Below are 13,168 nucleotides of genomic sequence, written 5' to 3' on the forward strand. Positions count from 1 at the left end.
GCACCAGACGACGAGCGTGCTCTCGAGCAGGCCGCGCTGCTTGAGATCGGCGAGCAACGCCGCAATGGGCCGATCCACGCCGCGGACGAGATTGCCGTGGGCGCGCTCGATGTAGTCATGGCTGTCCCATGTGCCGTTGTAGAGTTGCACGAAGCGCACGCCTTTCTCCACCAGCTTGCGGGCGAGCAGGCATTTGCGGCCGAAGGAATCCGTCGTATCCTGACCGATGCCGTAGAGTTCCTTGGTCTTCGCATCTTCCTTGGAGAGATCGAGCACTTCCGGCACCTGGGCCTGCATGCGATAGGCGAGCTCGTAGTTATCCATGCGCGCGGCGAGATCATCCTGCCAGGGATGCCGCGCCTGCTGGGCGTGGTTGAGCTGGGCAATGAGGTCGAGATTCGCGCGCTCGTGCTCCCGTGTGATGCCGTGCGGCGGATCGATATCGAGAATCGGTGACCCCTTGAAGCGCAGCGGCGTGCCTTGAAAATGCGCGGGCAGATAGCCATTGCTCCAATTCGCCGCGCCGCCTTGCGGATAGCTCACTTCCGGCAGCACGATGAAACCGGGCAGGTCCTGGTTGAGCGAGCCGATTCCGTAAGTGACCCACGCCCCGATGGCGGGATCGCCGCCGAAGCGGTTGCCGCAATTCATCTGATACATCGCCGTGGGATGATTCACGCTGTCCACCTGGCAGCCGCGGAAAAAGCAGATGTCATCGGCGACGCCCGCGAGGTGCTGCCAGTTCTCCGCCATGTCCGCACCGCTCTGGCCGCATTGGCGGAACGCGAAGGGGCTGCGCACGTAGTAACGCTTGCCGCTTTCCATCGCGGACTTCTGTTTTCCTTCGCGCACGAATTCCTGGAGGTGCAGCTCGGAGAGCTTGGGTTTCGGGTCGAAGGTGTCGATGTGCGACGGCCCGCCCTCCATCATGAGGAAGATGCAATTCTTCGCCTTCGCCGGAAAATGGCCCGCGTGCGGCGCGAGCGGATTTGGTTTCTCCTCCGCCTGAAGCAACGAGGTAAAAGCCAGGCTCCCGATGCTGGCGCCGAGCCCGTAGAGAAATTCGCGGCGGGTCGGCGCGTGCAAGGCGCGGGCGCCGGCGCAGGGGAAGTAGGGCTTAGTAGACATAGGCAAAGTCGTTGGTGTTGAAGATCACCAGGCAGACATCGGCGAGGGCACGAGTGCGCGCGTCCACGTCGGCGGGTTGCAGGTCGGGGACGAAGTCGGCGCAGGCGTGCAGCTTCTCGGTGAAGGAGAATTTTTCCCCGGTGTTTTCCTCGATGGCATCGCGGCGCACTTCCAGGGGCGGTCTGTCGAAGGTGAGCACGGTCGGCGCCGGCTCCGCTTGCAGTTTGCTCCAGTGCGCGAGGCAGGCGGCTACTTCGGTTTCGCCGGGCACGCGGCCACAGGTGAGCAGGAAGCAGCGTTCGATGGCCGCGCGGTCGGTCGTTGTTTCCCTAGTCACGCGCGCGGCCAGCGCCAAGGCGCGGGCGTAGCTGGCCTTGCTATTGAAGAGGCTGAAGACCTGCGGTGTCACCGTGGAGGCTTCCCGCCGTTCGCAGGAGAAATCGGGCGCGGGCGCGTTGAAGACTTCCATTGCCGGGTCCACGAGACCGCGCAGCTTGAGCGCGTAGAGCGAGCGGCGGTGCCGCTCCTGCGGCAGCGGATTCGGCGTCCAGGCGGCGGCGAAGGTGCCCATCACCTGGCGGGGCTGGAGCCCGGCTTCGAGGTTAATCTCCGGGCGGTTCGGAATGCCGCCCATGGTGAGATTCAATTCGCCGGTGGCGGCGAGCATGGCGTCGCGCAATTCCTCGGCGCCGAGCCGGCGCGGCTGGAACACGGCGTAGGACGTGCCGTTGGGATCTTTCTCCGTGAGCCGCTGGCGGTCGGGGTAATCCGCGCCGCGGCGATAGGCCTCCGAGTTCATGATGAGCCGGTGCATCGTTTTGAACGACCAGCCCTGCTCGACCAACGTGGCGGCCAGCCAGTCGAGCAGCTCGGGATGCGTGGGCTTCTTGCCGGTGCTGCCGAAGTTATTGGGATTGCCGGCGATGGGCTGGCCGAAGTGCCAGAGCCAGAGGCGATTGACGATGGCGCGTGTGGTGAGGGGATTGTCCTTGCCCGCCACCCACTCGGCGAAGGCCTTGCGCCGTCCCTCGATGCCTTCGGGAATGGGCGTCTGCGGCGCGTTGCCGAGGACGCTCAAGACGCAGGGTGATACGGCGGGCCCGTGCGAAAAGGGATCGCCGCCGATGTGAATGCACGGTTCTTCCAACTCGCCTTCGGTCATCCGATTCGCCGCCATCCGCACCGGTCGAAGAATGCTGGTGACCTGCGGCGTGCGTCCGTCGTAGACGGCGAGGGCAAATGGCTCGTAGCGCTCCAGCTCCCACGAGAGCCGCTCCAGGCCTTTGTTGGCAATACGCTCGAAGCCGATTTCCTCCGGCGTCCAGCCGAGCATCCGCGGCGGAAACTGATCTTCCGGCACGCCCTGTTTGAGCAACAGGTTGCGCGCGGTGCTGTAGAGGGAGCCGCGTTGGAGCCGGGGCAGTTGCCGTGCGCGTTCGACCGTCGTCAGCCATTTTGCCGGGTCGATTTTCTTTTCGGCCAGCCACGCGGTAGAAGCCTTGAGGGATTTCTCGTCCAGCATCGCGAGGGTGGCGAGATGATCGCCCCGGCTCATTTCGAGATACTGTTTCTCCGCGAAGCCGCTGGTATTTTCGGCGGGCAGGAACGGCGCGGCGCGCTCGGAAAGCTGGGTCGTCGCGAAGACGGCCTGGATGCCGTAGTAGTCGCGCGTGGGGACGGGATCGAACTTGTGGTCGTGGCAGCGCGCGCATTGCAGGGAATGCGCGAGGAAAGTCTCGCCGACGCTGTTGGTGACATCGTCGAGGAAGCGTTGGCGGGCGATCTTCGCGACTTCCATGGAGGTGAGTTCCCATGGACCCATGCGCAGAAAGCCGGTGGCGATGAGCATCTCGGGATTGCCGGGGTCGATCTCGTCGCCGGCGATCTGTTCGCGGACGAACTGGTCGTAGGGCTTGTCGGAATTGAAGGCGCGGACGACGTAATCGCGATAACGCCACGCATTGCCGCGCACGTAATCGTTGGAGAAACCGGAGGAGTCGGCGTAACGGGTGACATCCAGCCAATGCTGGGCCATGCGCTCGCCGTAGTGTGGCGAAGCGAGCAGGCGCTCGACGACCTTGGCAAAGGCCTCGGGGTCGGGCTGGGGGTCGTGGGCGAAAGCGTCGATTTCCTCCGGTGTGGGCGGAAGCCCGGTGAGATCAAACGTCGCGCGGCGAAGGAGCGTGCGGCGATCGGTAGCGGGAGCGACGGGGAGGTCGGCCGGCATCTTCGCGCGGATCAGCTCGTCGATTGCGGCGGCACCTGGTTGCTGGGTGACTGGCTTCTTGACCGGCTGATACGCCCACAGGCCCTCCGGCTTGTATTTGCGATTCGTCCACTCCGCGCTCAAGCCGCCCGAGGTCTTCATCGGCAGGCCATCTTCCGCTGACCACCTGGCGGCATTGGCCTGGGCGATCTCCTCCACGCGCGTCTTGTCCAGCCACGGTGCGCCGCCGGCGACCCATTCTTTGATCCAGCCGACCTGTTCCGCGTACAACTTGTCCGCTTCTTTCGGCGGCATCGGCTTCCAGTCGTCTTCGTGGGCGCGGGTGACGGCGAGGTAGAGCGGGCTTTCCTCCGGTTTGCCCGGCTTCAATCCCGGTTCCTCGCTCTCGCCGCCTTTCATCACCGCGGCGAGCGAACGCATGTCGAAACCGCCCTTGATCTTTTTCTCGTCGTTGCCGTGGCAGGAGAGACACTTTTCCGCGAAGAGCGGGGCGATGCGGCGGACGTAGAGGAGCTCTGCGGGGTTGTCGGAAGCGAGCGCAGCGGCAGGGAGAGCAATTGCAAAAAGAAAAACGGAAAATGGAAAAGCGGCCTGGAGGGCACCGCGCCGTCGGTGCTGGGGAAAACCTCCCGCTCCAGCAACGACGGCGCGGTGCCCTCCAGGTACAGGTTCGGAGGCTTTTTCCGAGAAATGCGCGGGCGTTTTCATTCCGGTTTGCCGCTTTCAAACAGCTCGTGGATTTCGGCGGGGGTGAGGGCGGCCTGGTAGATGAGGAATTCGTCGATGCGGCCGTTGAAATTGCGAATGGGGAATTGATGGCCTTGCGTAGGCAGACCCCAGTTGCCGATCTCGCAGAAGCCAAAGTGGAGGGGGCGGCCGGGCTGATGGAAGGGGCTGACTTCGCGGCTGATTTCCCGGCCGTCGAGATACTGGACGGCGGCGCCGCTTTGATTGTCGTAGGTCACCGCGATGTGATGCCAGCGGCGCTGGTTGGTGAGATCGAAGACCGGTGGCGAGTAGTAGATCTGGTTGTTCTTCTTCTTCGCGTCCAGCTCGCCAGGAATCGGGTAGGCGACGGAAAACATGAGGCGGCCATCTTCGTAGATTTGCCAGTGCGGGTTGCCTGGGTCGTAACCGTCGGTGAGCAGCAGCGCGTTGTATTTGCGGTCGAGACCATCCACGCGGACCCAGGCGGCGAGCGTGATGGCGGAGTAGGTTTCCTGGCCGAGATTGACGCGCACGCGGTCGCCGGGGCTTTTGAATTCCAGCGCGTCTTTCATGGGCCAGCGTCCCTCGGTCCAGCGCGCGCCGACGGCGCCCCCGGAACGCGAGGTCACGCGCGGCTCGGCGAAATTGTTGATGAAGCGGTCCCAACGATCGTCCCGCCAATGCTTGAAAAGAAAACAGCCGATGAGGCGCGGATCGGAATTTTCTTTTTGCACATATTGCCACCAGGCGTCGTAACGGGCTTGCGCATGGCTCGCGCTGATCGCGTTCAAGCCTTCGATGCTGGGAAAATCCTCGGGCTTCGCCTGGCCTGGGGAAAGGGTGTGGTCGCCGGCGCGGCGCAGGCTCTGGCCGGTGCTGAGCAATTGCATGGCGGCGTTTTCCGGATGCGCTTCGACTTTGCCCTCGAAGACATGGACCTCGGTCGCGCCGCCCGCGTCGGCGTTGACGCCAAATTCGGTTCCGAGATCAACCAGGTCCATCCCGGCCGTGCGCAGCTTGAAGCCTTGGGCGGGCGGGGGAACGCGCACCGTCACCTTGCCGGCACGGCAGACCGCTTCCCACGGCGATACCAGTTCGAGCGATGCGCCGGCCTGGAGAATCATGGATGCTCCGCTGAAGAACTCGATCTGCGCCGCGCCGCGGGTGAGCCGCAGCGCGCCGGGGCGGATGGTGTCGCCGACGCGCAAGCCGGTCGCGTCGGCAAACTCCGCATCCGTCGCTCGCGTGAGAATGGCGCAGCCCGTATTCGTCTGCTCGGGCGCCTGGTGGGCGAGCTGGGGTGCGGCAACGTGTCTGCGGTCGTGCATCCACAACGCGCTGATGCCGAGGAGCGCCGCAAACGACGCGGCCGCGGCCAGCCAGCCGAGCGTGCGGAAGCGCACCGGCACGATCTTTTCGGCCACCGCGGCTTCGACACCACGCTCCGCCTGTTCGCGCAAGGCGGCATCGAGCTGGGTCCAGCGGCGGAATTCGCCGCGGGCCTCAGGCGAGGTGCGCAGGGTCTCCTGGAGAGCGGCCGAGTCCTCGGCGGTGATCCGGCCATCCAGCCAGGCGGCGATGAGGCGGTGCAATGCGTCGTTGCTCATGCCTGGCCCTCCTGCGCCAGGGTGCGCGAAATGCATTCCAGCAAGGCGGCGCGCAATCGCTGGATCGTTTTGTAAAAAGCCTGCTCGCTGCTGCCGGATTGCCGGGCGATCTCCTTGAGGCGGGCACCGGGGGTGTGGGCCTGGAGGACCAACTCGCGTTGCGCGCCGGGCAGCTTGCCGAGACACTTTTCCAATGCCTCCCGGCGGCGATGGGCCGGATCGGCTTCTGCGCTGGATTCGCTGGCCAGCAAATCCCAGACATCGTCGGAAAAGACCAGCGGGCTGCGCGCCATGTTGCGGCGGTGCTTCAGTGCTTCAAAGCGCGCGATGGTCAGCAGCCAGCCGCCAAAATTGGTATCCTGCTGAAACTCGGAGAACTTCCGCCAGGCGACGAGACTGGCGTTTTGCATGACCTCTTCCACATCCGCCCAAGTGGGCAGCAGCCCGCGCAGGTAGGCGCGCAGCCGCGGCTCGTGCTCGACGAGCAGCCGGACGAAGGCCTCATAACCGGCGTCGGGTCCGCCAGCGGGAGAGAGGTTTTCTGGTTCGTCGGCAGTCATGCACTGAATCACTCCCGCGTCGGGCGGGTTTGGACAAACTATTTACTTCGGCACGTTGCTGATGGTGACGGAACCGGAAAAGAGCGGTGTGCCCTCGTAGACCGATAACGAACAGTGGCCAGCGGCGATGCCCCGGGCCGCGTGCTGTTCCACCACGATGGGTGCGGCTTTTTCCCCCGCCGGAATGGAGATCTGGGCCGCCTTCGCGGTCGCGATCTGGAGGGTATTGACCGGCGAATCCACCTCGAACTGCATCTCGCCTGCCGGGACAGTGACGGTCAGATTCGCCTCCGTTTTGTTGACCAAAACCAGACTCAGCTTGCGACCCGACGAGCCGGGTACGACCTCCACGTCCATGCCCACGCGTCCGGCCTTGAAGCCATCCGCCAGACTTACTTGCGATGGCGCGGGTGGTTTTTTTTCCGGCACCGGCGCCCGTGGTGCGGCAGCGGCGGCCAGCGCTTGATTGACGCCCATATCCATCAGGCGCATTTCAAATTCCGTGACGAGCTTGCCCGCGGGGTCGGTGATGCGCGCGGATTGCCGGACCATGCCGAAGGGCACGGTGGGATTCATCCAGAGGCGCCCGGTCTCCTGCGTGGGATTCGGTCCGCCGATCTTGAGCGAGTAGGAGTAGCGGTCGCAGGCCCGGCCATCGATCTTCTCGGAGGCCTCGAAGATCAGCGCGCCTTTGAAATCCTTCGTTCCCTGCTTGATGGCATCCAGGGTAGTCGCGTCCACGGCCATCTCGTTGCCGGCGTAGCTCATGGTCATCTTCTCGGTGAAGCGGCCGTAGTTGAGGCCGTCCCGCTCGAAATGGAAGTCGCGGGGCAGAATGTAGCCGGTCTTGCTCTTGGAGTCCTTGCCGGGTCCGGCGAGAACCTTCACCTCGAGCTCGACGACGGGATGTCCATCGTTATCGGCGCTCCGCTGGTAGCTGAAGTTGGATTTCGAACCGTCCGGCGAGGTGAGCAGGTATTCGGACCAGGCACCCGCAGTGGTGGCGCCGAAGTAATTTTTGTTCAAGTCTCCCGCCCAAGCCGAAGCCGCGATAGGAAGAAGAACACACGCCAGGCGCAGGAATCGCATGCGGGGGAAGTTCATGGGGTAGAACCCTGGCAAAACTTCCTTTTAACAACGAGCAAAAGCGAAGTCGGCGGCCCGACGGATCAGGCCAGCGCCGGAACCGGAGCCGGGATTTTGGTGGAGACGCGCGCCAGGGCCTTGCGCAGCAAGGCGAAATCCACCGGCTTGATGAGATGCTCATGGAATCCCGCCGAATAACTCCGCTCCAAATCCTCGGGCATGCCAAACCCGCTCAAGGCAATCCCCGCAATCGGGCGGTCGGCCGCAGCTTCGACAAATCTCGGCATGAGTTCCAGGCCGCTCCCGTCGGGCAATCCGATATCGCTGACCAGGAGATCGAATTCCGATTCTTCGATGCTGCGCACCGCGGCCGCGACATCCGTCGCCGTCTGGACGACATAACCGGAATTGACCAGCAGCCGCCCGAGGGTGGCAGCGGTATCGGCATGGTCTTCGACGAGCAGGACGCGGAGCCCTTTGACTGGTTGTTGCGGGGGGGCTGCCGGTGCGGCCTTGTGGCTGGGCTGAATGTGGTTGGCGACGGGCAGGGTGACCATGAACGTGGCTCCTTTGCCGGAGCCCCCGCTGCGCGCCGCGATGCGTCCGCCATGGAGGGTGGCCAGGGCGCGGCAGATGGCGAGGCCGAGCCCCAGGCCGCCGGAGCGTCCGCTGTTGGCCTGTTCGAACGCGTCAAAAATGCTCTCCAACCGGGCGGACTCAATACCAACACCGGAATCCGTGACTTCGACCCGCAACGCGCCCCCGTCTTCGTCGTCTTCCGTGTGCAAAGCAATCGCTCCGCCGGGCGGGGTATATTTGACCGCGTTGCTGATCAGGTTCCAAAAGATCTGCTGGAGGCGCGCGGGATCGGCTTCGAGCATGACGTGCGTGGCGCGCAGGTCGAGCGTGAGCCGGAGGTTGCGGGTGGCGATATCCGCCTGGCAGATGTCCACGGCGCGGCGGAGCAAATCGTGCGCATCCACCGGTTCGGACTGGAGCTGCAGTTTGCCGTTGCGGATGCGGGCGAGATCCAGCAGATCGTCGATCAAGCGCGCCTCGAGTTGCACATTGCGCCGGATCGTTTCCAGCGTGGCGCGCATGTGCGGGGGGCAATCCTGTTCCTCCAGCAGGGTGGTAGCGTGCAGCACCGGCGAGAGGGGAGTGCGCAACTCGTGGGAAAGCATGGCGAGGAAACGATCCTTCGCCGCATTGGCCGCTTCCGCCGCCTCGCGGGCCTGGCTGGACTCCGCGTAGAGCCGGCTGTTGTCGAGGGCGAGGCCGGCGCGTTCGGCCAGTTCCAGGGCGAGCGAGAGGTCGGCCTCATTATAGCGGCGCTCGGTCATGCTGGCGAGGCACAGCCCGCCCAGCGTGCGGCCGCGGGCTTTCATGGCCACGACGATGTAGGACTGAATTTCGAGATGCTTCACCGCTTCTTCTTCCGCCGGATCGCGCGCGAAGGCTGCCATTTGCTTTTCCCCGAACTGCGTGCAGAGCACCGGCACGCCGCTCTTCAGCGCCGCGGCTACGCCCCGGCCATCGTCGATCCGCGCCGGGAACGCTTCCCGAAACTCATGGATCCGGCGCTCGATGGCTTTGTCCTTGTGCGCCACCACGATCGGCAGCAGCAAGCCGTCATCCTGCACGAGGTCGACAATGCAGCAGTCCGCGAAATTCGGGATGAGGAGCCGGGCGAGGGCGGTGAACATTTCGCAATAGTCGAACGAGGACGCGAGCACGCTGCTGGCCTCCGCCAGGAACGCCGAGCGCTCGCGAGCCGCATCCGCCTCGGCTTTGGCGGCCTCGGCCCGCATGCGGCGCACGCGATCCTCCGCCTGGCGGCGCAACTCCGCATTCTTGGCTTCCAGTTCCGCGTTGGCCGCCCGCAACGCGGCCTCGGCGCGCTTGCGTTCGGTGATGTCGACAAACGAGGCCAGCTTGAAAGTGCCGTCCGCAGACTGGAATTGGCTGAGCCCAATTTCGATGGGCACCGTCGTGCCGTTCTTGCGTTTGCCCACCAGTTCGCGGGGCACGCGGGCGGCTTCAAAATCGTGCAGCGCATCCTCGGCGATGAGTACACTGATCGGCTGACAAATCAACTCGTCGCGATCGTAGCCGAAAAGTGACTCGGTGCGCGAGTTGACCAGCAGGATCTGCCCATCGGCCGCGATCATGACCATGGCGTTCGGCGCCGTCTCGACCACCATGCGAAAGCGTTCCTCGGCCCGCTGCCGCTCGATGATTTCCGCTTCCATGGCCCGGTTCATTTCGGCGAGCGCCGTGGTTTTCCGAAAGAGCTCGATGAAGACGCCGATCTTGGAGCGCAGCACGGCTGGGTTGACTGGCTTGGTGATGTAATCGACCGCTCCCGCGTCATAACCGAGAACCACGTGCTCATCCTCCTGGTAGTAGGCGGTGAGAAACAGAATCGGGACGTGCTGGGTCTTTTTGCGCTGCTTGATCAGCCGGGCCAGTTCGAGCCCGCTCATGCCGGGCATCTGCACATCCAGCACGATGGCTGCGAACTCATAATTCATCAGCGCCATGAGCGCTTCGTCGGCCGAGGAGGCCTTGACCAGCCGGTATTCCGGCGAGTTCAGGATGGTCTCCAGGACCATCAGGTTCTTCGGATCGTCGTCGACGAGCAGGATGGAAATGAGCTTCTCCATGCGAGGCGGGACTTACCGGTGCAACCAGACGCGCAGGAGGGAGAGGAGTTGATCGGTGTTCACGGGTTTGGCGATGTAATCGCTGGCGCCGGCTTCGAGGCATTTCTCGCGGTCGCCCTTCATGGCCTTCGCGGTGAGCGCGAGGATGGGGAGCGAACGGAAGCGGGCAATGTTCCGAATGCGGCGCATCGTTTCGTAACCGTCCATCTCCGGCATCATGATGTCCATCAGGACCATCGAAAGCTCGGGCGTGCTTTCGATCAGCTCAATGGCATGGCGGCCATTCGTGGCGCTGAGGATTTCCATTTCCTGGTTTTCGAGGACGATGGAGAGCGCGAAAATGTTGCGCGCGTCGTCGTCGACGATGAGCACTTTCCGCCCGCGCAGCGCCTCGTTCGATTTGTGCAATTGCTCCAGCATGTTGCGCTTCGCCTCGGGCAGGTTGGCCACGATGCGATGGAGGAACAAGGCCGTTTCGTCGAGCAACCGCTCGGGTGATTGGACATCCTTCAAGACGATACTCTTCGCGACCGTCTTGAGATGGCTCTCTTCGTCGCGGGAGAGTTCCTTGCCGGTGAAGACGACGATCGGAACGTCGCGCAGGTTGGATTCCGCCTGGATTTTGTCGAGCAGCTCGAAGCCGCTCATGTCCGGCAGGCGAAGATCGAGCACGCCGCAGTCGAAGGGCTTGTCGAGCAAGGCCTCAAGGGCGGCGGCGCCGGTGCCCACGGTGGTGATCTCGATGTCGTCGTGGTCGAGCAGTTCGACGATGCTTTGCCGCTCGAGATCGTTGTCCTCCACCACGAGCAGCCGCTTCTTCCGCGGGGCGGCGAAGGTCCTGATGCGGTCGAAGGCGACATCGAGATCTTCGGTGGTCGCGGGCTTGACCATATAGGAGAACGCGCCGTGCGAGAGGCCATGCTGGCGCTCTTCGTCGAGTGAAATGATCTGCACGGGAATGTGCCGCGTGGCTGGGTCGAGTTTGAGGTTGTTCAGGACCGTCCAGCCGAGCATGTCGGGCAGGAAGATATCGAGCGTGATGGCGGTGGGCTGATATTGCCGCGCCAGGGTGAGGGCTTGCTGGCCGCGCATGGCGACGAGGGCCTTGAAGCCCTTGTCCCGTGCCAGGCCGAGCAGCACGCGGGCATAGTGCGGATCATCCTCCACGATGAGCAGCGTGGTGTCGCCCGGCTGGAGCGAATCGCGATCGTCGGCAATTTCTTCCTCGCGGGCGACCGGCAGGACGGGCAGCGCCGTCACGGTCTGCGTGCTGTGCAACGTGCCGGCGACGCGGATGGTCGCAGCGGCCGGCCCGATGTAGTTCAGCGGGAGGTAGAGCGTGAAGGTGCTGCCTTCGTGCGGCACGCTGTTCAGGCGAATCTCGCCGCCCAGCAGGGTGGCGAGTTCGCGGGAGATGGCGAGGCCGAGGCCGGTGCCGCCGTATTTGCGCGACGTGCCGGCGTCGGCTTGCTGGAACGCTTCAAAGATGAGCCGTTGCTTTTCCGGCGCGATGCCGATGCCGGTATCGCTGATCGCGAGCGCGATGACGCTGGGCGCGCGCTTGAGCACCGGATGATCCGCGCTCCAGCCTTCCGGCGCGGCGTGCACTTTCATGCTCACCTCGCCTTGCGCGGTGAATTTGAACGCATTCGAAAGCAGGTTCTTGATGATTTGCTGGAGCCGCTTCGAGTCGGTGGTGAAGTGCCGGGGCAGGTTTGGGTCGAACTCGAGGACGAAGGGCAGGCTCTTGTTGTCCGCGATATGGCGGAAGTTGCGCTCGACCGATTCGCGCAGGGAGTTGAAGGTGATTTCCTCGGCCTCGACCGCGACCGTGCCGGACTCGATCTTGGAAAGATCCAGGATGTCGTTGATGAGGTTGAGCAGGTCGGCGCCGGCGGAGTGAATGTTGCGCGCGAAATCGACCTGCTTCTCGCTCAGGTTGCCCGCGCCGTTTTCGGCGAGTTGCTGGCCGAGGATGAGGATAGAGTTCAGCGGCGTGCGCAGCTCGTGCGACATATTGGCCAGGAACTCCGACTTGTATTTGGAAGTCAGGGCCAGCTCCGCTGCTTTCTCCTCGAGTGCGCTGCGGGCTTGCTCGATTTCCTTGTTCTTGCGTTCGACCTCGGCATTTTGTTCCGCGAGCTGCTGGGCCTTTTGCTCCAGCTCTTCGTTCGTCTGCTGCAATTCCTTTTGCCCCGATTGCAATTCCGCCGTGAGTTGCTGGCTTTGTTGCAACAAACCCTCCGTGCGCATCGTCGCCTCGATGGTGTTGAGCACCACGCCGATGGATTGGGTGAGCTGCTCGAGGAAGTTGAGGTGGGCGTCGGTGAAGGCGTGGAGCGAAGCGAGCTCGATGACCGCTTTCGTTTCGCCCTCAAAGAGCACGGGCAGCACCACGATGCTCGCCGGCAGCGCTTCGCCAAGGCTGGAGTGCACCGGCGTGTAGGAAGCGGGAATATTGGTGAGCAGGATGCGCTGTTTTTCCCGCGCACATTGCCCGACGAGGCCATCGCCGACGCCGAGCCGTTCCGCCTGGTCGGGCCGGGTGGCATAAGCCGCCAGCAGGCGGAGGCTGGACTCGCCGCCTTCGCCAGCCGTCATTTGGTAGACCGTGCCTTGCTGGGCGGAGACAAGCGGCGCGAGCTCGGAGAGCAGCATCTGGCCGACGGTGAACAGGTCGCGCTGGCCCTGCAAATTGCGGGTGAATTTGGCGACGTTGGTCTTGAGCCAGTCCTGCTCCTGGTTGCGCTCCGTGGTCACGCGCAGGTTGTCGATCATCGTGTTAATGTTGTCCTTCAATTCCGCGACTTCGCCGCGGGTTTCCACCTGGATGGAACGGGTGAGATCGCCTTTTGTCACCGCCGTGGCCACTTCGGCGATGGCGCGCACTTGCGTGGTGAGATTGGCGGCGAGGAGATTTACATTGCCGGTGAGGTCCTTCCACGTGCCGGCGGCGCCGGGCACGTTCGCCTGGCCGCCGAGCCGACCGTCGACGCCGACCTCGCGGGCGACATTGGTCACCTGGTCGGCAAAGATGGCCAGCGTATCGGTCATGTTATTGATCGTTTCCGCGAGGGCGGCAACTTCGCCTTTCGCTTGCACGGCGAGGCGCTGGCGCAGGTTGCCGTCGGCGACCGCGGTCACCACTTTGACGATGCCGCGCACCTGGTCGGTGAGATTGGCGGC

The 13,168-nt window shown here is 63.9% G+C and carries 7 protein-coding genes; all 7 read right to left on the bottom strand.

From position 1 onward, the window contains the following. The coding region (locus tag ABJF10_RS22485) for a DUF1501 domain-containing protein (RefSeq protein ID WP_348546858.1) at nt 1-1,128 on the bottom strand (1,128 nt) is incomplete at its 3' end. Then, nucleotides 1,118-4,063 carry a PSD1 and planctomycete cytochrome C domain-containing protein gene (locus ABJF10_RS22490; protein ID WP_348546859.1) on the bottom strand — a complete coding sequence of 982 codons (2,946 nt, stop codon included), beginning with the start codon at nt 4,061-4,063 and terminating at the stop codon, nt 1,118-1,120. The genes ABJF10_RS22485 and ABJF10_RS22490, both read right to left, overlap by 11 nt. Then, complete coding sequence (locus tag ABJF10_RS22495; protein WP_348546860.1) at nt 4,060-5,670, bottom strand: LamG-like jellyroll fold domain-containing protein; 1,611 nt, start codon at nt 5,668-5,670, stop codon at nt 4,060-4,062. Before ABJF10_RS22495 ends, ABJF10_RS22490 begins: the two co-directional genes overlap by 4 nt. Beyond that, nucleotides 5,667-6,230, bottom strand: coding sequence for a sigma-70 family RNA polymerase sigma factor (locus tag ABJF10_RS22500; protein WP_348546861.1), 564 nt, complete (start codon nt 6,228-6,230; stop codon nt 5,667-5,669). Before ABJF10_RS22500 ends, ABJF10_RS22495 begins: the two co-directional genes overlap by 4 nt. 42 nt (nt 6,231-6,272) lie before the next feature. After that, nucleotides 6,273-7,334, bottom strand: coding sequence for a hypothetical protein (locus ABJF10_RS22505; protein ID WP_348546862.1), 1,062 nt, complete (start codon nt 7,332-7,334; stop codon nt 6,273-6,275). 65 nt (nt 7,335-7,399) lie between these two features. Further along, nucleotides 7,400-9,982, bottom strand: a complete 2,583-nt coding sequence (locus tag ABJF10_RS22510; protein WP_348546863.1) for a response regulator — start codon at nt 9,980-9,982, stop codon at nt 7,400-7,402. 12 nt (nt 9,983-9,994) lie between these two features. Continuing rightward, a partial coding sequence (locus ABJF10_RS22515; RefSeq protein WP_348546864.1) for a response regulator occupies nt 9,995-13,168 on the bottom strand: 3,174 nt, incomplete at its 5' end.

The organism is Chthoniobacter sp. (assembly GCF_040003245.1).
Lineage (GTDB): Bacteria > Verrucomicrobiota > Verrucomicrobiia > Chthoniobacterales > Chthoniobacteraceae > Chthoniobacter.